This window comes from Bacillus sp. J33, from assembly GCF_000518885.1.
In the GTDB taxonomy this organism is placed as follows: domain Bacteria; phylum Bacillota; class Bacilli; order Bacillales; family Cytobacillaceae; genus Cytobacillus.
Genome location: NZ_JAEL01000062.1, coordinates 1 through 21871, shown reverse-complemented (window position 1 = coordinate 21871; position 21871 = coordinate 1). Strand labels below are relative to the sequence as shown.

Here is a 21871-nt window from a genome sequence, read left to right as displayed (position 1 = left end):
CTATTGGTTGTATAGACCAAATTCACGCAGATGCGCATTTACCTTGACTGGTATAGACATCTATATCCAAACCTTTTATAATAGAGATATACTCTTAAACAAGACCTGAACGGAGATGAAACAAAATGAGCCGTCTTCTTTTAAAAAATGCAAAAATTATTTTAGAGAACGACCTGCTGGATAGCGGTTTTATTTTAATAGAAAATGAAAAAATCATAAAAGTTGGGAGCATGGATGAGCTTCCCCCTGCTGACCAGGCTGCAGAAGTAATAGAACTTTCCCCTGATCAAACCATCAGTCCGGGCTTTATTGATGTCCATATCCATGGAGCAGGCGGAGCAGATACAATGGATGCAACGCCGGAAGCCCTTGCTACAATGGCGGAAGTCCTTCCGGCAGAAGGAACTACAAGCTTTCTTGCCACTACTATTACACAGGAAAAAGAAAAAATAGAAGCCGCTTTGGCAAACGCGGCCCTTTATCAAAAAGAACAAAATTCTCGAGGCAGAGCCGAGGTGGTCGGAATCCATCTCGAGGGGCCTTTCATTAACGAAACAAGAGCTGGCGCCCAGCCGAAGAATCATATTCTTGATCCTGATATTGAGCTTTTCAAGCGCTGGCAAGCTGCAGCAAACCATACAATAAAGCTGATTACTCTAGCACCTGAAAAGGCAAACGGCTATGAATTCATCCGCTATTTGAGAGAAAATGGAGTGGTTGCCTCGATCGGCCACAGTGATGCCATTTTTACCGAAATGGAAAAAGCTGTAGAAGCAGGCGCCACGCAGGTTACCCACCTTTTTAACGGCATGAGGGGCTTGCACCACCGCGAACCAGGCGTAGCTGGAGCAGCCCTTCTATTAAAGGAATTGATTGTTGAGATGATAGCCGATGGCATTCACGTCCGTCCTGAAATGATTAAACTTGCCCTCAACGCCAAAGGGCCAGACGGGATGATCCTGATTACCGATTCGATGAGAGCCAAATGCCTGAAGAATGGACATTATGATCTTGGCGGCCAGGATGTCACCGTCGAAAATGGCCAGGCTCTGCTTGCAGATGGAACACTTGCTGGCAGTATTTTAAAAATGAAAGATTCGATTAAAAATATGATTGATTTTACAGATATTACTCTAATGGAAGCCGTCCGCCTCGCAAGCAGCAACCCGGCCAGGCAGCTGAACATCTGCGACCGGAAAGGCAGCATATCAGAAGGTAAAGATGCCGACTTGGTTGTCCTGGATGAAAACCTTGAAGTGGCTATGACCTTCTGCAGAGGTGTTAAAGCTTTTGAACGCGAGGTGAAGCTTTCTTGAACATCATCCGAGCAGCCGATTACAATGATATGAGCCATAAAGCGGCACAGCTTATAATTGAAAAAATCCGTTCCAAACCAGACATGACATTAGGGCTGGCAACCGGAAGCACACCAAAAGGAGTATATGATGAACTTATTAAAGATCATCGTGAAAATGGCACGTCCTATGAAAAAATCACTACCATTAATTTGGATGAGTATATCGGCTTGCCTACATCCAACCCTAACAGCTACCGATATTTTATGAATAGCGAGCTTTTTAATCATCTGGACATTCCGCTCGAAAATACACATCTTCCAAATGGGACGGCCGATGATATTAGCCGGGAATGCCAGCGCTATGAACAGCTGATCAAGGACCTTGTTGATATTGATCTGCAGCTATTGGGGATTGGCCGCAACGGGCATATCGGCTTCAACGAGCCAGGAACCGCTTTTAACAGCCGAACACATGTTGTAAAGCTGGCAGAGAGCACCCGAAAAGCAAACGCAAGATTTTTTAAATCTATTAATGAGGTTCCGACCCATGCCATCACGATGGGGATTGCCTCCATTCTGGGTAGCCAGGAAATTATCTTGCTCGCTTCCGGTTCAGCCAAGGCCGAAGCCATCCAGCAGCTAGTCAACGGAGAACCAAATGAGCAATTTCCTGCATCTGCCCTTAAGCTTCATTCCAATGTGACGATCATTGCCGATGAAGATGCACTGAGTCTGGTATAATGTTTTTTAGAAAATCGTGTTAGGAGAATTTCCAATGATCGATAAACAATCACCCATTCCGATTTATCATCAACTAGAGGAATATATTAAACACTTGATTGAAGGCGGTATTTTAAAGCCTGACGAAGCGATTCCATCTGAACGGGAATATGCGGAACAGTACCAGATTAGCCGGATGACGGTCAGACAGGCCCTGAATAATCTGGTGAACGATGGATATTTGTACAGGCAGAAAGGCCGGGGCACTTTTGTGAATAAACAAAAAGTGGAACAAAAACTGCAAGGACTGACCAGTTTTACAGAAGATATGAAGGAGCGTGGAATGGTGCCGAGCAGCCGCCTCATCTCTTTTGAAATCATCCCGGCAGAACCGCAGCTTGCAAGAAAACTGGGAGTAAAAGAAAACACCCCTGTCTATGAAATTAAGCGGGTGCGTCTCGCCGATAACCTGCCAATGGCGCTGGAAACCACCTACCTCCCTGCCAATCTCGTAAAAGGCCTAACAGAAGAGATTATCAACAAATCTCTGTACCAATATATTGAAGAGAAATTGGCGCTGACAATCAGTGAAGCAACCCAGCAAATAGAAGCATCGATTGCAAAGGAAACAGAGGTAAAGCATCTCCAGGTCGAACCTGGCTCCCCTGTTCTTCTCATCGTCAGAACTTCATTTTTGCAGGACGGCACGCCTTTTGAACTTGTAAAATCAGCATACCGGGCCGACCGGTATAAATTTGTCCATACGATGCAGCGCGCATCCAAATAGGAGAAGCCTCAAGAAGGGCTTTCTCTTTTTTTTTGCAGCTTTATCCATTTAACCATGTCCTTTAGAGCGGTTTGTCCATATTATATAAGTGAGAATTTCTTTTTAACATAGATACTGAAAGGAGTGATACTAATGAAAATCATGCTGGATGCCGGGCATGGGTATGATACCCCCGGAAAGCGTTCTCCCAATGGCATGCGTGAATACGAGTTTAACCGTGCTGTCGCAGCCCTGGCAAAGAAACTGCTGGAAAACTATCAAAATGTGACTGTTTATTACGCTCATTCGGACGAGCGTGATGTCCCGCTCAAAGAAAGGACTGACCATGCAAATAGCCTAAACGTTGACTGCTACGTATCGATTCACGCAAATGCGTATGGAACTGGCGGCTGGAACAATGCAGGCGGCATTGAGGCATTTGTCTTTCCTTCCAGGCCGAAGGAAGCGCTGGGATTGGCCCAAAAAGTTCAGCGCTATTTAATAAATGCGACCGGCCTGCGCGACCGCGGAGTTAAAACGGCTGACTTCCATGTCCTTCGCGAAACGAAAATGACCGCTGTCCTCGTGGAATGCGGGTTCATGACAAACAGAGAAGAAGCTGCACTCCTTCGCACGCCAGCCTACCGTAAACGATGTGCCCAAGCCATTGTAAAGGCGATCGCAGAACAATATGGCTTAAAGCGAAAATGGAATGAGCCAAAACAAGTGAAAGTTCAGGTCACTTTTGCAGAAAAACAGGAAGCTGAAAAGCTTGCAGGAGATTTGCGGAAAAATGGCTATAATGCGGTGGTTACCGAATAGAAGAAGCCAGCACATATGGATGTGCTGGCTTTCTTTGGGTGTTGAGCTCATTTTTTAGCATATTTTATGTGTTAATTGGCTTTTTTGATATTTATTTTACAGTACATTCGTTTGCAGGCTTATTTTTTTGAAAGCTCGGCGGCTTTATGTGCTGCTTTCGAATAGCCGTCTTATCAAAAATGCGCGCAGCTTTTCAATATTATGTGCCACTCCCTATTCAGAAGCGGCATTCTATTTTTCTCTCGATGGTTCCAAGACTGCTTTTTGGATAATCAAGTTCACAATCGACATGATGACTGACACAAGGATGGCTGTTCCAAAGCCGGCAATCTCAAATGAATCACCCATGAAGCCGTCTGTGATCATTAATGTAATTGCGTTAATAACGAACAGAAACAGGCCAAGTGTCAGGACCGTCACCGGCAGCGTCAATATGATGAGGATGGGCTTCACAAGGATGTTTAAGATCGATAGCATGAAGCTGGCGCCAATGGCAGCCCCAAATCCGGACAGATAGAACGAATCCTTGAAGAATCCGGCAATAGCCATAAAAAGGATGGCGTTAATTAAGATGCCTATGATCCATCTCATTGATTACAGCACCTCTTCGTTCGGCAACACAAATATCAAAAGTGCATAAATCAATGCCATAGGAAATACCCCTGTTGTAAATAGCAAAATAATAAATATCACCCTTGTGATCGTTGGATCTATGCCGATTGATTTGGAAAGGCCTCCTAATACTCCGGCCACTTTTCTATTGTTTCGTGAGCGTACAAGCTTATTCATAAAGCTTCCCTCCTATCATAAAAGCGCAAGTGTCCCGATCTTACGAATAGGATTACCAGACTGAAGATCTTTTTACCGTAATGGCGCCAGTTTTTGAATCAGCCAATAGCTTCAGCCCGCTATCCGTTTCTTTAACAGACTTAAAGCGCATCATCTTTTGAATCACTTCGCTCTTTTCTTCTACTACTTCAATACCCTCAATGCCTACATGGAAACTGCCCAGGTTCGTTCTAAGCTCCCCGCTGACAGCCGCAAAATCCGGTACAAACAGATCGATGCTTCCCGTTGCGGCTTTTGCTTCGATAAGTTCACAGCGTTCATTTTCAGCCCTGCAGGTCACATTGCCATTAAAAGACTGAAGCTCCGCTTTTTTAAAATCCCCCTCCGCTAGAATGGCACCATTCAGTGTTTCAGCCTCCAGACGGTCGACCCGGCTTCTTTGTACTGTAATCTGCCCATTTGCCGTTTCCGCCTCAACATATTTGCTGTCCAAATCGGTAACGGTAATTTTTCCGTTAGCGGTTTTTGCCTTAAAGTTTTCCACTGATAAGTTTTGACTTTCAATCGGCCCATTAAACATACGAATTTTTACATTTTCATATTCTGCTTTTGGAATATAAATCACCGCATCGAGTTTCATCCACTTTTGCTGTGAGGAGAAGCGCAGCTTTTGCCCTTCAATGGCAAAAATAACATCCTTGAGAAAACTCCTGCGGGCTTCGTCCTGGTTTCGACCCGATAAACCTTTGCACGGCATTCAACGCGGACATCCCTTTGTTCCCATGGAACCACTCTCACCGTTCCATTCGCAACATCTATGTCCAGATCCTTTAGATAAGTGTCAGCATGCTGGAAAATATGCGAAATCTCAACGCTTTTCCCAAAGTTGAAATCCAGGTCAAAGTCTTTCACTTTCTTTAAAGCAGAGTCTACAAAATCAATAATTTTTTCTTTGGCGCTCTGATGCTTTGAACCGGCTGGTTCTTCCTTTTTCGCTTCTTCAAACTTCACATAAGCAGATAGTTCCTTTACCAAATCTCCCTGCTTTTGCTCCATTGTCTCTTTCGATTTTTCAAGCTGCTCTAAAAGTGTCAAAGCTTCATCAACAGTCAGCTTGCCTTCCTCTACCATTTTTAATATGCGTTTCCGTTCCTCTTTCATTGTTTGCCCCTCCACATTTATATTTACTCTTGTATAAGAACTTTTACCCCTTTAATAATATTCCAGATTAGTACGATTAAACTTAGAATGATGGCGATTACGACACCTGCCAGAAAAAATACCGGTATCTCCTGCTCATTTACTGTAAACTGGGTCACTCCTGCAAAAATAATAAACGGTACAGGAATCAGCGGGATCAGATGCGATAAGAAAGCACTCTTTGCATGCCGCTTCACTTCCGGATCACCCGATGCAAAAAATACAACCAGCGGGAAAATAAATCCTGCGAACATAATACTGAAATAGCTTAACGCCGATAACACTTTTCTCGATTCCATTGGTTTCAGCTCCTTTGACATTACATACGCACTTGGAGCTTGTAAGGTTTCGTTTTTATAAATCCAAATTGCATTTTGCTTTCATTTTCATTATAGAAAACCGCAGGAATATTTACCTCTGATTTTTCAAAAATACATCTGCAGGCTTAGGCTTCCATGGCCAAAAGGCGTAGAGGCTTGCAAACGATAAAAAACCGCCTTTGTTAAAAAGACGGTTTCATTTCTTATTTGTAGGCTGCAGCCAGATCGGTTCTTGGCGCTTCCTTCCGTTTCACTTCATCTATCTTGTTCACAAACATTTGGAACACTTTTCTTTTTTCATCCAAATCACGTATGTATTCTTTCAGTTCATTGTACTTTTCCTCAAAAGGCTTATGATACATTTCGCGGATATTATCAATAATCTCTTCGTTCACTGTGGACTGAATGACTTGTTTTGTAATTCCGTATTTATAGGAATACACCTTCAGCTCTTTTTTTACGTCTTCATACTCACTATTAATCTGATCCAAAACTTCAGAAATATCCTCTTTCCATTCCTCTAATGACTTCTCTAAATAGTCCTCCATTTTGACCTCCCCATATTGCTCCCAATTTGTCTAATTTTCCTTGCTGTCATTATAACGCAACTTGTTTACACGCTTTTTGCTGGAACATTACATTGTGTTATCAATAATGTTTGCGGGGAGGTACTTATAGTTAGACTGTTTTCGTAAAGTTTGTTGCTTTTCGGGTGGCAAACTAAGTTTAACCAACTAAGTTGATTGTAGCGGAGGGCACTTGACTCCCCGAAAATGTATTCGTATTTTCTTACGACGAGGTGTTTATTCAAGGATGCTTTCCCAATGTCCTCCAGGAAGTGAGGGAAGCGGGAGACCAGCCCCCCGCAGCCGAAGACAAGGGGGCTCTCATTCCTTCCCGCTGACAGCTTGAGTGCCCCGTGCTGAAATCAACGAAGAAAATTTATAAGTAAAAACAACAATCTATAAGAAAATAGCCTATAGTTAAAAAGAATAGCCTTTTAGAATTTTGTCAGCAATGAGCTCATAGCCTTTTCCATTCGGATGGAGAGAGTCTGCAAAATACTGCTTCTTGTTTTTCCCTTTAAACAGCTCATTGGTTGAAATATAGGTAATATTCTTATCTTCCTCTGCTGTTTTTCGAATGGACTCATTCCAATGATCAATATATTTTTCAATTTGGTCGCCATCCGGATAAGGATTATATAGCCCAATAAGGATAATTGGCGCATCACCATTAGCCTTTTCCAGTGTCTCTAAGATTCCTTTTAGCTTATCCTCATACACATTTTTTGCTTCAACAAGTCTTTCATGATGGAGCGGATACAAATCCCCGCCATTGCTCTTCAGCAAATCATTTGTGCCGATATAAACAATGAACATATCTGCACTGTTTAGATCCTCTGCCACATCCGGCTTAAGCATCTGCTTTAAAACATCCGAAGATTTATAGCCGTACACCCCATGATTCTTTATCTGGTAATTTTGATCCGGGTAAGCCTCGTTCAGCTTGCCCTGCAGCCTGCCAATATAGCCCTCTTTCATCTCATCTCCATATCCATAGGTTAGAGAATCTCCAAATGCCACAATCAAATTCTTGGCAGGATCCCCTTTTTCTTCACCTAAAAAGGCAACTGAAAGATATACGCCAATTCCCAGCAGTAATATGCATGCTAGCAGGTAGATTCCATTTTTCATTGTGTGTGTTCCTTTCCTGGCTATGATTATTCAAATTCCCTCTTTTTTATAGTGGAAATACTGGAATGTTGATAGATAGCGAAGTGACCGATATATTAAGATTTTGACCGATATATCGTGTAAAGTGACCGATATACTAAAATTTTGACTGATATATCTTGTAAGTTGACCGATATATTTGTGAAAGTAATCAATATAATGAAAATTTGACCTGATCATCTCGATTTTGGTTCGGTATTATCTCTCATAATTTCCTGGAAGAGATTTCTCCTCAATGATGCTTCCATATTCACTTATTTGCTAAATTTCTGAGCTAGTTTGCTAACTCTATATACTTATTTGGTAAATTTGAACGTTTCTTTGCTGGATTCCATAATTTATTTGCTAAATATAGTTGCTGACTGATTTAACTGATTTTCTTTACCCGGATTCTTTTAAAAATACTCTTGGAAAATCTTATACGAAAAAAAAAAGCCCGCAAGCTCGGAGGACTTTATGCATAGCTATTTAATTCGGCTGCTTCCTTTTTTAATGATGATATTAATAAAAATCAAGCCAAGAATTATGAGTAAGGAATAAAATAAAACGGTTTCTTGCATGTTGCCTGCAAAGCTGACCCTGTCTGTCTTATTTTCCACATTTTTATATCTGTCGTAGATGACTCTTTGAAAATCCTTTACCGGTGTCTCACCTTTTAATAATTCTTTCGTCCTCTCTGTTAAAGGCACTACTGTCTCGCCATTATATAAATACCAGCCATCAGATGGTGCTTCATGAAGCACCCATTCCTTTCCTTTTGAATTATCCAGCTCCAGTGCTAAATCCTTGCCATACCCTAAGGTGGATAAAGTAAATTCACCTGATTCATTTTCATATGTACCGATTACGTTAATAGGCTCTCCATCCTGGTAAACGACAGCGATATACTCTCCACTAGGATATATCCCTATTGAAAGATCAGGGTTTTTTTCTTTGAAAAACTTCTTTGACATTGTATACATCTTAAAAAGAGGCCCAAACGTAATATTTTCAGAGTTAGGGTCCAGATTGAACATTGCTGAATCTGCAGACCCGAGTTCATCTTTAACGATTTCATAGAAGTGATGATTAGCGAATTCCTGTGCACCTGCTGGAATTTCGTTAACTGCATTTACCAATTGTATCGATACAAAAAGCATTATAACCATTACAGCTATTACTCGTTTTATCAAATTTGTCCCTCGCCTCTTTAGGTGGTTTCACCTCATCCCCCCTTTATTTTACAAGATTATTCCATCTAATGTAATACTTTTATCATGTATTCAAAATAAAGAAGCAGCACCCCTAGGCACTGCTTCCTGATTATTATGCGTTTGTAACGCCTTGTTTTTCTTCGATTTGCTGTTTCATTCTCAGGCGGTCTCTTTCCAAAATCGGTTTGAGATATTTGCCTGTGTAGGACTCTGGAACTTCGGCGATTTTTTCAGGGGTTCCTGCTGCTAGGATGGTACCTCCTTTGTCTCCGCCTTCCGGTCCAAGGTCGACGATATGATCAGCAGCCTTGATGACATCGAGATTATGCTCAATAACCAGTACGGTGTCGCCATTTTCAACAAGACGCTGAAGGACAATCAGCAGCCTTGAGATATCATCCACGTGAAGGCCGGTTGTCGGCTCATCCAGGATATATAGGGAACGGCCGGTTGAGCGGCGATGCAGCTCGGAAGCGAGTTTTACACGCTGTGCTTCCCCTCCGGATAAAGTTGTTGCCGGCTGGCCCAATGTGATATAGCCAAGGCCAACATCTAAAATAGTTTGCAGCTTGCGGCGGATTTTCGGGATATTCTCGAAGAACTCGACTGCATGTTCAACCGTCATATCGAGAACCTCTGAAATATTCTTTCCTTTGTATTTTACTTCAAGCGTCTCCCTGTTGTAGCGTTTGCCATGGCAGACTTCGCATGGGACATACACATCAGGCAGGAAGTGCATTTCAATTTTGATAATACCGTCCCCGCGGCAGGCTTCACAGCGTCCGCCTTTTACATTAAAGCTGAATCGGCCCTTTTTGTAGCCGCGCACCTTTGCTTCATTCGTTGACGCATATACATCGCGAATATCATCGAACACTCCCGTGTAGGTGGCCGGGTTGGACCGCGGTGTCCTTCCGATTGGCGATTGATCAATATCAATCACCTTATCAAGGTGCTCAACACCTTTTATTTCTCTATGCTCACCCGGCTTGGCTTTCGCCCGGTGAAGCTTTTGCGCCAGGCTTTTATGAAGGATTTCGTTAATTAATGTACTCTTGCCGGAACCGGACACACCTGTCACGGCAATAAAGGAACCAAGCGGGAACTTGACATTCACATTCTTAAGGTTGTTTTCTTTTGCTCCTTTTATTTCAATAAAGCGGCCATCATTTTTCCGGCGCTCAATAGGCAGCGGTATGAATTTTTTTCCGGACAGATATTGTCCTGTAAGGGAGTTTGGATCATCCATTACCTCCTGAGGCGTACCAGCTGAAACGATTTGTCCGCCATGCACGCCTGCTCCAGGGCCAACATCAATCAGATAATCAGCAGCAACCATTGTATCTTCATCATGTTCCACCACAATAAGGGTATTGCCGATATCCCTCATATTTTTAAGCGTATCGATCAGCCTGTCATTATCACGCTGATGCAGACCAATCGATGGCTCGTCCAGAATGTAAAGGACACCTGTCAGGCGTGACCCAATTTGTGTAGCCAGGCGGATACGCTGAGCCTCTCCACCGGACAATGTGCCTGCAGCCCGGCTCAATGTCAGATAATCAAGTCCTACATTGATCAGGAATCCAAGCCGCTCTTTAATCTCGCGGAAAATGAGGTTGGCGATTTTCATTTCTTTTTCGGACAGATTCAGATTATCGAAAAAGCTAAAAGCTTCTTCAATGGAAAAAGCCGTCACATGGCCAATATGCTTTCCATCAATAAGCACGGCAAGGGTTTCTGGCTTCAGACGGTAGCCTTTGCATCCAGGACACGGATGCTCGGCCATGTATTTTTCCATCTGCTCACGGATATAATCGGAGCTGGTTTCTTTGTAGCGTCGCTCTACGTTGCGGATAACGCCTTCAAAACGGATATAATTTTCCCTTACCTGGCCAAAATCATTTTCATAACGGAAATAGATATTATCTTTTTCCGAACCATATAAAATCTTCTCCAATAGGTGCTCAGGAAGATCTTTAACTGGGATATCCATATCAATTCCGTAGTGATTGCAGACTGCCTCCAGTAACTGAGGGTAGTATTGGGAGCTTGTCGGTTCCCAAGGTGCAATCGCACCTTGCTTTAGTGTAAGCTCCTTGTTTGGGATAACCAAATCCAGGTCTACCTCAAGTTTTGAGCCTAATCCATCGCAATCGGGACATGCTCCAAACGGACTGTTGAAGGAAAACATTCTAGGCTCCAGCTCGCCGATTGAAAAACCGCACTGCGGGCAGGCATGATTTTCACTGAACAGCAGCTCTTCCTCACCAATTACATCCACAAGCACCTTGCCATTTCCAAGGTTCAATGCGGTTTCCAAGGAATCTGCCAAACGAGGCGCTACGCCTTCTTTAACAACGATTCGGTCTACAACCACTTCAATGGAATGCTTCTTGTTTTTCTCCAGTTCAATCTCTTCGCTGAGATCCATCATTTCTCCATCTACACGTACACGGACAAAACCCTGCTTTTTAATATCCTCCAGCACTTTAACATGTGCCCCTTTTCTGCCGGATACAAGCGGAGCCATGACCTGGAGCTTTGTTCTTTCCGGATATTCCAAAATCCTGTCGACCATTTGTTCAATCGTCTGCGAGGAGATTTCGATACCGTGATTCGGGCATGTCGGACGCCCCACCCGTGCAAATAATAACCGGAGATAATCATAGATTTCTGTCACCGTTCCTACTGTGGAACGCGGATTTCGGCTTGTTGTTTTTTGGTCAATTGAAATGGCAGGTGACAGCCCTTCAATCGTATCGACATCAGGCTTATCCATCTGGCCCAGGAATTGCCGGGCATATGCGGATAATGATTCAACATAGCGGCGCTGCCCTTCTGCGTAAATCGTATCAAAAGCCAATGAGGACTTTCCGGAACCGGAAAGCCCTGTCAGAACGACAAGCTTATCTCTCGGAATGGTGACATCGATATTTTTTAAATTATGGGCTCTGGCACCCTTTACGATTAATTTATCCATCGCCATTTTTACGTCATCCTTCCGCTTTAAGCTCTAAAATTAGATCACGAAGCTCGGCAGCCCTTTCGAAGTTCAGGGCTTTTGCCGCTTCCTTCATTTCCTTTTCCATATCGCCGATCAGCTTTTCCCGCTCTTTCTTGTTCAGCTTGCCGAGCTTTGCTGATGGCTTATACTCTTCCTGTTCTTCCGCCGCATGGGTTGCACGGATGACATCACGGATTTCTTTTTGAATGGTCATCGGCGTAATGCCGTGCTTTTCATTGTACTCTTCCTGAATCGAACGGCGCCGCTTCGTTTCGCTGATCGCCTTTTCCATGCTGTCTGTCATTCTGTCTGCATACATGATGACATGGCCGTTCGCATTACGTGCTGCCCGTCCGATCGTCTGGATAAGAGACCGTTCGGAACGGAGGAAGCCTTCTTTATCCGCATCGAGGATGGCGACAAGTGAAACTTCTGGTATATCAAGTCCTTCCCGCAGAAGGTTGATTCCGACCAGTACATCGTATTTTCCAAGACGCAGCTCGCGGATAATCTCAATCCGCTCCAGCGTTTTAACCTCTGAGTGCAGATACTGGACCTTAATGCCGATTTCCTTTAAGTAATCAGTTAAATCCTCTGACATCTTCTTCGTCAGCGTCGTTATAAGGACCCGTTCGTTTTTCTTGATCCGATCCTGGATTTCGCCAATTAGATCATCAATCTGTCCCTCGATCGGACGAACATCAATCGTTGGATCAAGCAATCCGGTCGGACGGATAATTTGCTCAACCATTTCCGGTGTATGCTCGAGTTCATATGGTCCAGGTGTTGCCGAAACATAAACAGCCTGGTTTACATGCTTTTCGAACTCGGTAAAAGTCAAGGGACGATTATCCATGGCTGATGGCAGACGGAAACCATGGTCCACCAGCACCGATTTTCTCGCCTGGTCACCATTGAACATTCCGCGAATTTGCGGAAGTGTTACGTGTGACTCATCGATGACAATTAGGAAGTCTTCCGGAAAATAATCCAGAAGAGTATACGGGGTCGATCCCGGCGGCCTAAGTGTTAAATGGCGCGAATAGTTTTCGATTCCTGAGCAGAATCCCATCTCCCTCATCATTTCAAGGTCATAGCGGGTCCGCTGCTCCAGCCGCTGTGCTTCTAGCAGTTTATCGTTTTCCCGTAAATCAGCCAGGCGCTCTTCCAATTCTTTTTCAATGTTTTGGATTGCAATGCGCATCTTTTCTTCACGCGTTACGAAGTGGGATGCCGGGAAAATCGCAACATGTTCACGGTCTCCCAATATCTCGCCGGTCAGGGCATCCACTTCACGGATGCGGTCTATCTCATCTCCGAAAAATTCTACACGGATACAATGTTCATCCCGTGATGCCGGGAAGATTTCAACTACATCCCCCCGCACCCGAAAGGTACCGCGCTGGAAGTCTATATCGTTGCGCTCGTATTGGATGTCAACGAGCTTATGAAGAAGCTGGTTCCTCTCGATTTCCATACCGGTCCTGAGGGACAGTACCATTTCCCGGTATTCTTCAGGCGAACCCAAGCCATATATGCATGAAACACTGGCAATAATGATGACATCATTTCGTTCAAACAAAGATGAGGTCGCCGAATGGCGAAGCTTATCGATTTCATCATTGATGCTGGCGTCTTTTTCAATAAACGTATCGGTTTGCGGCACATATGCTTCCGGCTGGTAGTAGTCATAATAACTGACAAAATACTCTACCGCATTGTTCGGAAAAAAATCTTTGAACTCGCTGTAAAGCTGGCCGGCAAGTGTCTTGTTGTGGGCAATGACAAGCGTGGGCTTATTTACTTCCTTAATAACATTGGAAATCGTAAAGGTTTTTCCTGTTCCTGTTGCTCCCAGAAGCGTCTGGTGCTTCTTGCCTGAATTGATCCCTTCCACGATTTTTCTAATGGCCTCCGGCTGGTCGCCCTGAGGGGAATATTTTGAGACTAATTCGAATTGATCCTTCACCTAAAAGCCTCCCGTATAAAGAAATACTATTATTTATGGCTCTGTTACACTTGCCTGTTGATTTCCACTTCAGGTACTCGCTTTCCGCGGGCGGTCCGACGCTCCTCGGCGCATAACGCGCCTGCGGGGTCTCCCTTTGACTCGCTTCTCCCGCAGGACTTTGAATAAGCTTCCCCGAGTTAACACCGCACGAAGGAAATGTGAATGCATTTCCGAGGATCTCGCACCTTCCGCTCCAATCAACAGGGTACTAACGCAACAATTAGCCTTATCACAGCAAATATATAAAACACAAACCAGCTTAAAAAGAGTTGAAGGCCGGATGCTGCTGATTTGTCAGTTTTTTACTCAAACTCATATCATCATTCTACCACAAAGTGCATAAAACAAACCAATAATATGCGAACGGATATTCGTTTTTTTAATTTCCGTGATAGGTTTATTGCTCGGGAAATATGTTGGAAAAACAATAGTGATGTCGAAGTATAGTTAATCAAACGTTTGTTTAAAAGCAGGAAACTCAATCAAACGTTTGATTGAATTAGTTTTAGAACTGATTTAGCGGGGACAAAGAAGTCAAATGGAAAGATAAAAACAAAAAACCTGTCGAGAAGTTTTGCCGACAGGCTTCGCAGCATTATTGTGCACTTGGCTTTGTTTTCGGCTTCATTTTTTGTGCGTACCAGAAGCCGGCAGTAAGTGAAAATGCGTCTATAACAATAAGGAAAAATGAATCTGTATAGCCTTTATAAACAGAGGCTGCAATAAGCCCCACAGTCAATACGAGCCCAACAACACGATTATAGCTTACTCTCGTAAAAAGCAATACAAGCAGTCCAGGAAGCAAAAGAGCTGACAAGTATTTTAACGCCATCCAAACACCTTCTTTTGTTTTGTTCACAAAAAATTCAAGGTTATGTATAACAATAGAATAGCTTTTCATGGAAAGATGTACAAGTCTTTTCTTATTTATATGTCTTATTGCTTAGTGGTAAATTTCTAAGATTAGCACATAATAAGAAAAAGATTTTCAGGAGGCTGAAGCATTATGGCAAGGAGAAAACGCCGTCCTTTAGTGGCGGAATCCAGACCTGCACTGGATCAATTGAAAAAACAGGTAATGGAAAATCAGGGGTACCAGACTGACCAGGAAAATCCTGATTATGTGAAATATGAAGTAGCAGAGGAAGCAGGTGTGCCTCTAAAGCAAGGCTATAATGGCCGTTTAACCTCCAAACAGGCAGGAACTGTCGGCGGAAAAATTGGCGGCAGTATGGTCAAAGAGCTCGTCCGTATGGCACAGGAGCGGATGAAGGGACAATAGGATGATCCTGAATGCTCAAGGGGGGGCAATGGTAACTATAAGAATTAAATATGAATAGAGTCCTGATTTTAAGGAATTGACGAACAAATTGGGGAATAATCCCCTGAAAACATAAGACTATAGAAAAAGCTATCCTGGCATTAAATGAGGATAGCTTTTACCATTATTACTTTTCTTCTGCCGCTTTTCGTTCAAGGAACTCTTTTTTAATGGAGTAGAGCACTGCCGGATTGGCTGCCAGCTGAAGTGCTGTTAATGCAAGCCCCTTTGCACCAGTGATCAAAGCTTCATCCCCTTTAGCAGAAGCTGCGGCTTCCCGGAAAGGAACCGTATGAGGAACAAGATCATCTGCACCTATTTTAATATAAGGATGAATGGCAGGAACCACCTGGCTTATATTCCCGGCATCCGTCGAGCCGATTCCGTCTCTGTCCCCTTCCACAACAGTTTCTCCCAGCTCTTCAATGACTTCTTTAAACACTTGGTCATATGCCTTGTTTAACAGGAGGTTGTCTACTTCATTTTGAAAGGCAATGACATTCAGCTTTGCACCAGTTGCCAGGGCAGCACCTTCAGCTACTGCTCTAACCTTCTTTGTAACCTCATTTAAACTAGTTCTCGTTGAAGCGCGGATAAAAAATCTGGCTTTAGCGTATTCAGGGATAATGTTTGGCGCATCCCCGCCATGCGTGATGATTCCGTGGATCCGCACATCATCCTTTAGCTGCTGGCGAAGTGCGTTAATACCGTTGAACAGCTGAATAACCGCATCAAGTGCGTTAATCCCCTCTTCCGGCGAAGCTGCTGCATGGGCAGGCTTACCGATAAATTCAAAATCAAGCGGATCAACTGCCAGGGATGTACTGGTCAGCCTTGTATGATTGGAAGGATGAACCATTAGTGCTGCATCAATTCCTTCAAGCAAACCATGTTTAACAAAGCTTCCTTTCGCACTTCCATTGGGTCCTCCTTCTTCAGCAGGGGTTCCTAGCACAACCGCTTCCCCGCCCGTTTCATCAATCGCCTTGCTTAGTGCAATCGCAGCCGCCACACTAGTTGTTCCTATAATATTATGGCCGCAGCCATGGCCTAGGCCTGGAAGAGCATCATATTCTGCAAGGAATGCGATGGATGGCCCAGGCTTTTCCGATTTCTTCCGTGCCAGAAAAGCCGTCTCATGCCCAGCCACTGCCCGCTCCACTTCAAAACCTTCCTTCTCCAGGATGCCTGAAAGCAGCCTGGATGTAAAAAATTCCTCATTCCCTATTTCCGGGTTTGCATGGATTTGGTGGCTTGCAGAAAGGTATAGCTCTTTATTTACTTCTACATTTTGTATAATTGCTTCCTTAAGTTCTGATAATGTTTTTAAAGGTGCCGCCATCGTATTTCCTCCTTCGGATCGTTTTTACCAGCCGATATCACTTAAAGGAATAAAGGTAGGAATCATGCTTCCTTTATATTCTTCATTGATAAAATCAGCTACGTCATCTTCCTGGTAGAGTTCCGCAATTCTCTTAAGCGTTTCGTTATCTTTGTCTTCAGTTCTTACTGCGATAATATTTACATAAGGAGTAGCGGTTTCACTTTCAAGATAAATGGAATCTTTAGTTGGATTAAAGCCGGCATCTACAGCAATTCCGTTATTGATTACAGAAGCGGAAACATCCGGAAGTGCACGCGGTGTCTGTGCTGATACCATTTCTACAAATTCAATGTTTTTTGGATTTTCAACGATTTTATTCAGGTCCAGATTTCCATCATAGTCTTCTGATAGCTTGATAAGACCTGCTTCCTCAAGTAAAAGCAGTGCTCTGCCGCCGTTTGAAGCGTCATTTGGAATGGCGATTTTGCCGCCTTCAGGAATTTCTTCTGCTGATGTAACTTTTTCTGAATAAAGGCCCATTGGCGCTAATACAGTTGTCGCGATTGGGGAAAGGTCCATATTGTGTTCCTCGATAAATGTGTCAAAATAAGCGACTGTCTGGAATGCATTTGCATCAAGATCACCTTCTGCAAGAGCTACGTTTGGCTGAACATAGTCAGAGAAGGTTACAACTTCAATTTCAATGCCTTCTTTTTCAGCCTTTTCTGCAATAAAATCCCAAATGCGTGTATCGGAACCGCTCACACCCAATTTAATTTTCTTTGCCTCTTCCCCGCTTGATGCGCTCGAGCATGCAGCAGTAAATACCGCCAATGATAGAATAATAAGTGATAATAAAATCTTTTTCATGATGTGTTTCCCCCCTGAATTATCTTCTTCTGATTTTTTTGGATAAAATATTTCCGAATGACTGCAGGCCTTGAACCATTACAACCAAAATGGCAACTGTAATCAGCATGACTGTTGTATCAAAACGCTGATAGCCGTAAGTAATGGCTAGATCGCCAAGCCCCCCGCCCCCGACTGCTCCAGCCATGGCTGATGCTCCGACCAATCCGATTGTCGCAATCGTAAAGCCTAATACAAGCGAACTGAGCGCTTCCGGAATCAGGAACTTAACGATAATTTGTCCCGGTGTTGCTCCCATTGCTTCTGCTGCTTCAATGACTCCGGGATCCACCTCAAGCAGCGAGTTTTCTATTAACCTAGCAATATAGGGCCCTGCATAAAAGACGAGCGGCACAACAGCGGCTGCCGTTCCAATCGATGTCCCTACAATCAGCCTTGTTATTGGGATAATAGCCACCATTAAAATGATGAAAGGAATTGACCTGAAAATATTAATGATGCTGTTGATTACATTAAAAACAGCCAGATTTTCGAGCAGATGCCCTTTTCTTGTTACGACAAGCAATATCCCCAGCGGCAGCCCGATTAAAGCTGAAAACAATAGCGAGAAAGCTACCATTTGGATGGTTTCGATTAACGCCTCTATAATTTTTTCCTGATTAACTAGCACGTGATGTCACTTCCTTTATTGAAACTTTTTCCTGGCTGATGTACTGAATCGCCCGGCTGATTTCACTCTCCGGCCCCTGGAACTCGACAATCAGATTTCCAAACGGCGTCCCCTGAAGTTCAGTAATATTTCCAAAAAGAACGTTGAAATCGATATTAAACCTTTTGGCAACCTGCGAAAGGAGCGGCTGTCCGGCAGAACGGCCTACAAAGCTGATCTTGAATACCTTTTGCAGACCTTTTTGTTTCTCAATCACTTTTTTAATCGAGTCTGGTATTTGATCATTCATGACCGTGCTGACAAAATTTTTGGCGGTCTGTGTCTTTGGTGAGGAAAAGACATTAAACACAGATCCTTCCTCAATAATTTTCCCCGCCTCGATAACAGCAACCCGGTCGCAAATTTCTCTGATCACGGCCATTTCATGCGTAATAATCAGAATCGTAATGTTGTATTCTTTGTTAATCTTCTTTAGCAGCTGCAAAATGGAGCTGGTTGTCTGCGGATCAAGGGCGGAAGTCGCTTCATCACATAACAGGATGGAAGGCTGTGTAGCGAGCGCCCTTGCAATCCCGATTCGCTGCTTTTGTCCGCCTGATAGCTGATCAGGATAGTTATTGGCTTTGTCTGCAAGACCGACAAACTCCAATAATTCATGGACCCGCTTTTTAATCTCTTCCTTTGGAACCTTCGCTAATATGAGCGGCATTGCAACATTAGCAAACACAGTTTTGGAGTTTAAAAGATTAAAATGCTGAAAGACCATTCCGATGTTTCTCTTAACTTCACGGATTTCCTTAACAGATAATGCGGTCAAATCATGTCCGCTGACAATGACCTTTCCAGATGTCGGCTTCTCAAGCCAATTGACACAGCGGATCAGCGAACTTTTTCCCGCACCGCTAAACCCGATTACGCCAAAAATCTCACCTTTATTAATCTTTAAATCTATTCCATTCAAGGCGGCAACCTGCTGCCCTCCGCTCTCATACACTTTCTTCAAATTTTGAAATTCAATCATTATGATTCACTCCTTTGCCGGCATTTTTAATTAACCATGTATCCCGATGCGAATACTACGAATTAAACCATAAAATTTACCCCTTCCCTTCAGAAGAGGTTTTTTTGGGCCTCTTCTTATCTTTCAAGCTTTCGCTTGCTGGATTTGGCACAGTGCATACCGCCTGCTGCCGAAGCTTCATTGGGCCAGATCCCTCAGCTTCTCTTGATAAGAAATATTCATATGTATATGAATACGATCTTTAACATTGTTAACCCGGGCAAAATAAAAAACCCTCTTCTCAAGAAAGAAGAGGGCAGCATTTATCAAATGGTCCTCTTCTTATCTTTCAAGCTTCGCTTGCTGGATTTGGCACGGTACACGATGTCCGCTGCCGAGGTGTCATAGGGCCAGTCCCTCAACCTCTCTTGATAAGAAGATATTTTTATATCCGGTTATTTAATATGTTTAATACTCTATCATGCTGAAGAAAGTGGTGTCAATCATTATTTTAAAATAATCATACTTAATTTATTTTCTATTTGTTCCTTTTCTCTATAATAGATTACCAGCACACCTGCCGGGCAATCCACGGTGGAATTAATAAGTAAAACAACAAGTTCTGAGAAAGGAACTTTTTTCAAAAAAGCTGCTGATTAATCCTGGAAGCATATATAGCGACGGGACTAATCGCTATATTCGGATTTCCTTTGCGTATGCTTCGTTGGAGGAGCTTCAAAAAGGCATTCGCATACCGTGAGAGCTAATTAGACGTTCTCTATGAGGAAGGTACCTATTCCAGTATCTGTTTTAAAGCCAATAAGGTGAAATTTATCCTATATGTCAAACGGTATAAGTCATGTATAATAATGGAAAAGTACCAATTTTCAAAAAGGTGGGTTGGAAAAATGATCATGTCAGAAAATCATGCCGACCTGTTCGCTGACAAGGTTGAAGCAAGGAATTTACAGCTGGCCATCCAGCATTCCAGCGATATAATTGCTCGAGTGACAAAAGAGGGAATTGCCTTATATATCTCCCCCTCCTGTTTGCCCATGCTAGGCTATACACAGCAGGAATTTTATCGAAGCAGCCTTTATACATACTGCCATCCAAATGACCGGGATCTTTTAAGAGAAGCATTTGAAGAACTGGAACAGCTCCCCCATAATCGGGTGACCTTCCGGTTTCGGCATAATGAAGGCCATTATTTGTGGCTGGAAGCGAATTTTTCGGTCATTAATGACGATAAAGAAATGATGTGCATTATCAGGGATATGACTCAAAGAATTACAATGGAGGAGGAAATTCTTGAAACACAGGAAAAGTACCGTTTTCTTGTCGAGTATTCGAAAGATACAATCGGGATGGTGACGCAAAAAGGCATTTGGACTTATATCAATAATGAAGGCAAGAAGCTCTTTGGATTCACCAGCATAAAAGAGATGATCGGCACCGCCCTCCATGATTACACTCCTCCTTCCGAACATTCCACTCTAGACGACTTTTTACAAACGAAACAAAGTGTGAATTTTGAGCTGAATTTGATACGGACAGATGCCCAAACGAGAAAAGCGGAAGTTCAGCTGATCCCGACCACTTTTAAAAATAGAAAGGTCTATCAAATTATCATTAAAGATGTGACCGGCCAGAAGAAGACGGAGGAAAAATTGCAGAATGCAGAGAAGCTGTCGGTTGTTGGCCAGCTGGCGGCAGGAATTGCCCATGAAATCCGCAACCCGCTCACAGCAATCAAAGGCTTTACACAGCTGCTTAATGAAGAAAGGCAAGGGGACTTTGCTGATGTCATTCTAACCGAACTGGAACGGATTGAAGATATCGTTAACGATTTGCTCGTTCTCGCCAAGCCGCAAATCACCGAGATGGAAGAAACCAACCTGATAACAGTTGTAAAAAGCGTGATTACTTTGTTAAACAGCCAGGCAGTCATGGGGAATATTTTAATAGAATTAACACAAACCCAGTGTGAATTCCATGTAAAATGCGAAAAAGACAAAATCAAGCAGGTCTTGATCAATATTATCAAGAACTCGATCGAAGCGATGCCAATGGGCGGCAAGATAAATGTGGATATTCGCCAGGACAACAACTTTGTTATCATCAGTGTTGAGGATGAAGGGATTGGCATTCCAGAAGAACGCCTCGCCAAGCTGGGAGAGCCTTTTTACAGTACCAAGGAAAAAGGGACAGGCCTTGGCATCATGATTTGCAAGAAAATCATTAAAAATCATGGCGGCAACATGTATATTCACAGCAAGGAAAATGAAGGCACGACTGTGAGGGTTACACTGCCTCTCTTATAATTGTTCGTAAAAAGCCAGTGCTGTGAACTGGCTTTTTGCAATGGTTAGTTTCACTTATGGGATAGAAGTAATTCCTTTGTTAATAGCTTGGTGAAAGAAGGTAAACGAACTGGCAACTATTTTACCTATGATGAACTTTTCCCTCGAACTAAGCTGGAGTTTTGGCCTTCATCAAGCCTATGATGAGTCAAGTCCAGATTATTGTGTAAAATTCTATACAATGTTTTCAACTAGCTTATTATGGTATGTTGAATTATCCCCTTACATTTTTTTTGCGTAACTTCCATGGATTTTTATTTACATATCCAGGAAAGGCTGTCAAAGGCTTTTCACTTTGACAGTCTTTTTTGGATATGTGATCATTCCATAATTGGAAGATACGAAAAAGTAACACTAACCTTTTAGGGCAGTTTTCTTAGCGTATACAGATTCTTGATATTCCATTAAGATGGCACCTACTAATCGAAAAGCAGATTGTGTATTTGGAAATATACGAATGAC

At 43.1% G+C, this 21871-nt stretch carries 21 protein-coding genes and 2 riboswitches; of the genes, 6 read left to right on the top strand and 15 right to left on the bottom strand.

What is annotated here, in order from left to right:
- Positions 1 to 125 precede the first annotated feature (125 nt).
- From nagA to L634_RS0117235, 4 genes are all read left to right on the top strand, one after another.
- The gene (gene nagA, locus L634_RS0117250) at positions 126 to 1316 is read left to right on the top strand and encodes an N-acetylglucosamine-6-phosphate deacetylase (protein ID WP_026583522.1); all 1191 of its coding nucleotides are present in this window, start codon (positions 126 to 128) and stop codon (positions 1314 to 1316) included.
- On the top strand, positions 1313 to 2038 hold the full coding sequence (gene nagB / locus L634_RS0117245) for a glucosamine-6-phosphate deaminase (RefSeq protein ID WP_026583521.1): 726 nt from the start codon (positions 1313 to 1315) through the stop codon (positions 2036 to 2038). The genes nagA and nagB overlap by 4 nt, the downstream gene beginning before the upstream one ends.
- A gap of 34 nt (positions 2039 to 2072) precedes the next feature.
- Complete coding sequence (locus tag L634_RS0117240) at positions 2073 to 2804, top strand: GntR family transcriptional regulator (RefSeq protein WP_026583520.1); 732 nt, start codon at positions 2073 to 2075, stop codon at positions 2802 to 2804.
- 132 nt (positions 2805 to 2936) lie between these two features.
- A complete protein-coding gene (locus L634_RS0117235; RefSeq protein WP_026583519.1) occupies positions 2937 to 3605 on the top strand; it encodes an N-acetylmuramoyl-L-alanine amidase in 669 nt (222 codons plus the stop codon).
- A 231-nt stretch (positions 3606 to 3836) separates the two neighbouring features.
- On the opposite strand, the gene L634_RS0117230 is transcribed toward L634_RS0117235, so the two are convergent.
- The 11 genes from L634_RS0117230 to L634_RS0117185 all read right to left on the bottom strand — a co-directional run bounded on the left by L634_RS0117230 (position 3837) and on the right by L634_RS0117185 (position 14693).
- On the bottom strand, positions 3837 to 4196 hold the full coding sequence (locus tag L634_RS0117230; protein ID WP_026583518.1) for a phage holin family protein: 360 nt from the start codon (positions 4194 to 4196) through the stop codon (positions 3837 to 3839).
- A gap of 3 nt (positions 4197 to 4199) precedes the next feature.
- A complete protein-coding gene (locus L634_RS0117225) occupies positions 4200 to 4394 on the bottom strand; it encodes a PspC domain-containing protein (RefSeq protein WP_026583517.1) in 195 nt (64 codons plus the stop codon).
- Positions 4395 to 4446: 52 nt separating this feature from the next.
- Entirely contained in the window at positions 4447 to 5034 is a 588-nt protein-coding gene (locus L634_RS34800) for a DUF4097 family beta strand repeat-containing protein (protein ID WP_332249054.1), read from the bottom strand.
- Entirely contained in the window at positions 5031 to 5555 is a 525-nt protein-coding gene (locus L634_RS34795; protein ID WP_332249053.1) for an SHOCT-like domain-containing protein, read from the bottom strand. The genes L634_RS34800 and L634_RS34795 overlap by 4 nt, the downstream gene beginning before the upstream one ends.
- Positions 5556 to 5578: 23 nt before the next feature.
- The gene (locus L634_RS0117215) at positions 5579 to 5893 is read right to left on the bottom strand and encodes a DUF4870 domain-containing protein (protein WP_026583516.1); all 315 of its coding nucleotides are present in this window, start codon (positions 5891 to 5893) and stop codon (positions 5579 to 5581) included.
- A gap of 224 nt (positions 5894 to 6117) precedes the next feature.
- A complete protein-coding gene (locus L634_RS0117210) occupies positions 6118 to 6462 on the bottom strand; it encodes a hypothetical protein (RefSeq protein ID WP_026583515.1) in 345 nt (114 codons plus the stop codon).
- A 435-nt stretch (positions 6463 to 6897) separates the two neighbouring features.
- The gene (locus tag L634_RS0117205) at positions 6898 to 7611 is read right to left on the bottom strand and encodes a DUF459 domain-containing protein (RefSeq protein ID WP_051428362.1); all 714 of its coding nucleotides are present in this window, start codon (positions 7609 to 7611) and stop codon (positions 6898 to 6900) included.
- A gap of 503 nt (positions 7612 to 8114) precedes the next feature.
- On the bottom strand, positions 8115 to 8822 hold the full coding sequence (locus L634_RS0117200) for a hypothetical protein (RefSeq protein ID WP_026583513.1): 708 nt from the start codon (positions 8820 to 8822) through the stop codon (positions 8115 to 8117).
- 133 nt (positions 8823 to 8955) lie between these two features.
- Complete coding sequence (gene uvrA, locus L634_RS0117195) at positions 8956 to 11832, bottom strand: excinuclease ABC subunit UvrA (protein ID WP_026583512.1); 2877 nt, start codon at positions 11830 to 11832, stop codon at positions 8956 to 8958.
- 7 nt (positions 11833 to 11839) lie between these two features.
- Positions 11840 to 13819 (bottom strand): excinuclease ABC subunit UvrB, encoded by a 1980-nt coding sequence (gene uvrB, locus L634_RS0117190; protein ID WP_026583511.1) that lies wholly within the window; start codon positions 13817 to 13819, stop codon positions 11840 to 11842.
- A gap of 637 nt (positions 13820 to 14456) precedes the next feature.
- Positions 14457 to 14693: a CsbA family protein gene (locus tag L634_RS0117185; RefSeq protein ID WP_026583510.1), complete on the bottom strand. Its 237-nt coding sequence runs from the start codon at positions 14691 to 14693 to the stop codon at positions 14457 to 14459.
- A gap of 174 nt (positions 14694 to 14867) precedes the next feature.
- On the opposite strand from L634_RS0117185, the gene L634_RS0117180 reads away from it, so the two are divergent.
- On the top strand, positions 14868 to 15143 hold the full coding sequence (locus L634_RS0117180) for an alpha/beta-type small acid-soluble spore protein (protein WP_026583509.1): 276 nt from the start codon (positions 14868 to 14870) through the stop codon (positions 15141 to 15143).
- 166 nt (positions 15144 to 15309) lie between these two features.
- Here the strand turns inward: L634_RS0117180 and L634_RS0117175 are convergent, their stop codons facing one another.
- Genes L634_RS0117175 through L634_RS0117160 form a run of 4 tightly spaced genes read right to left on the bottom strand, consistent with a single transcriptional unit; the run spans position 15310 to position 19067 of the window.
- A complete protein-coding gene (locus tag L634_RS0117175) occupies positions 15310 to 16524 on the bottom strand; it encodes a M20 family metallopeptidase (RefSeq protein ID WP_026583508.1) in 1215 nt (404 codons plus the stop codon).
- Between the two features lie 24 nt (positions 16525 to 16548).
- On the bottom strand, positions 16549 to 17376 hold the full coding sequence (locus L634_RS0117170) for a MetQ/NlpA family ABC transporter substrate-binding protein (RefSeq protein ID WP_026583507.1): 828 nt from the start codon (positions 17374 to 17376) through the stop codon (positions 16549 to 16551).
- Between the two features lie 19 nt (positions 17377 to 17395).
- Positions 17396 to 18046 carry a methionine ABC transporter permease gene (locus tag L634_RS0117165; protein ID WP_026583506.1) on the bottom strand — a complete coding sequence of 217 codons (651 nt, stop codon included), beginning with the start codon at positions 18044 to 18046 and terminating at the stop codon, positions 17396 to 17398.
- A complete protein-coding gene (locus tag L634_RS0117160; protein WP_026583505.1) occupies positions 18036 to 19067 on the bottom strand; it encodes a methionine ABC transporter ATP-binding protein in 1032 nt (343 codons plus the stop codon). The genes L634_RS0117165 and L634_RS0117160 overlap by 11 nt, the downstream gene beginning before the upstream one ends.
- A 113-nt stretch (positions 19068 to 19180) precedes the next feature.
- A riboswitch (SAM riboswitch) is annotated at positions 19181 to 19281 on the bottom strand.
- A 104-nt stretch (positions 19282 to 19385) separates the two neighbouring features.
- Positions 19386 to 19484: riboswitch (SAM riboswitch) on the bottom strand.
- 470 nt (positions 19485 to 19954) lie between these two features.
- Between L634_RS0117160 and L634_RS0117145 the strand changes: the two genes are divergently transcribed.
- Positions 19955 to 21370: a PAS domain S-box protein gene (locus L634_RS0117145; protein ID WP_026583504.1), complete on the top strand. Its 1416-nt coding sequence runs from the start codon at positions 19955 to 19957 to the stop codon at positions 21368 to 21370.
- Positions 21371 to 21871 lie beyond the last annotated feature (501 nt).

Coding starts and splice junctions, on each gene's coding strand:
- nagA (WP_026583522.1), top strand. CDS start 126: ATGAGCCGTCTTCTTTTAAAAAATGCAAAAATTATTTTAGAGAACGAC.
- L634_RS0117240 (WP_026583520.1), top strand. CDS start 2,073: ATGATCGATAAACAATCACCCATTCCGATTTATCATCAACTAGAGGAA.
- L634_RS0117235 (WP_026583519.1), top strand. CDS start 2,937: ATGAAAATCATGCTGGATGCCGGGCATGGGTATGATACCCCCGGAAAG.
- L634_RS0117230 (WP_026583518.1), bottom strand. CDS start 4,196: ATGAGATGGATCATAGGCATCTTAATTAACGCCATCCTTTTTATGGCT.
- L634_RS0117225 (WP_026583517.1), bottom strand. CDS start 4,394: ATGAATAAGCTTGTACGCTCACGAAACAATAGAAAAGTGGCCGGAGTA.
- L634_RS34800 (WP_332249054.1), bottom strand. CDS start 5,034: ATGAAACTCGATGCGGTGATTTATATTCCAAAAGCAGAATATGAAAAT.
- L634_RS34795 (WP_332249053.1), bottom strand. CDS start 5,555: ATGAAAGAGGAACGGAAACGCATATTAAAAATGGTAGAGGAAGGCAAG.
- L634_RS0117215 (WP_026583516.1), bottom strand. CDS start 5,893: ATGGAATCGAGAAAAGTGTTATCGGCGTTAAGCTATTTCAGTATTATG.
- L634_RS0117210 (WP_026583515.1), bottom strand. CDS start 6,462: ATGGAGGACTATTTAGAGAAGTCATTAGAGGAATGGAAAGAGGATATT.
- L634_RS0117205 (WP_051428362.1), bottom strand. CDS start 7,611: ATGAAAAATGGAATCTACCTGCTAGCATGCATATTACTGCTGGGAATT.
- uvrA (WP_026583512.1), bottom strand. CDS start 11,832: ATGGCGATGGATAAATTAATCGTAAAGGGTGCCAGAGCCCATAATTTA.
- L634_RS0117185 (WP_026583510.1), bottom strand. CDS start 14,693: ATGGCGTTAAAATACTTGTCAGCTCTTTTGCTTCCTGGACTGCTTGTA.
- L634_RS0117180 (WP_026583509.1), top strand. CDS start 14,868: ATGGCAAGGAGAAAACGCCGTCCTTTAGTGGCGGAATCCAGACCTGCA.
- L634_RS0117175 (WP_026583508.1), bottom strand. CDS start 16,524: ATGGCGGCACCTTTAAAAACATTATCAGAACTTAAGGAAGCAATTATA.
- L634_RS0117170 (WP_026583507.1), bottom strand. CDS start 17,376: ATGAAAAAGATTTTATTATCACTTATTATTCTATCATTGGCGGTATTT.
- L634_RS0117160 (WP_026583505.1), bottom strand. CDS start 19,067: ATGATTGAATTTCAAAATTTGAAGAAAGTGTATGAGAGCGGAGGGCAG.
- L634_RS0117145 (WP_026583504.1), top strand. CDS start 19,955: ATGATCATGTCAGAAAATCATGCCGACCTGTTCGCTGACAAGGTTGAA.